Raw genomic sequence first — 286 nt, 5'->3', positions numbered from 1 at the left:
ATTTAAAGAAAGCGTAATAGCTCACTAGTCGAGTCGGCCTGCGCGGAAGATGTAACGGGGCTCAAACCAGGCACCGAAGCCGCGGATTCACGCTAAGCGTGAGTGGTAGGGGAGCGTTCTGTAAGTCTGCGAAGGTGTGTCGAGAGGCATGCTGGAGATATCAGAAGTGCGAATGCTGACGTAAGTAACGATAAAGGGGGTGAAAAGCCTCCTCGCCGGAAGACCAAGGGTTCCTGTCCAACGTTAATCGGGGCAGGGTGAGTCGACCCCTAAGGCGAGGCCGAAA

General features: G+C 54.9%; 1 rRNA gene. It reads left to right on the top strand.

Annotated features, from left to right (window positions below):
- A 23S ribosomal RNA gene (locus tag J9885_RS20180) occupies positions 1-286 on the top strand; the annotation flags it as partial.

The sequence above is a fragment of the Aeromonas sp. SrichE-2G genome (genome assembly GCF_017939565.1).
GTDB classification, from domain to species: domain Bacteria; phylum Pseudomonadota; class Gammaproteobacteria; order Enterobacterales; family Aeromonadaceae; genus Aeromonas; species Aeromonas taiwanensis.
This window is presented reverse-complemented; position numbering and strand designations above follow the sequence as displayed.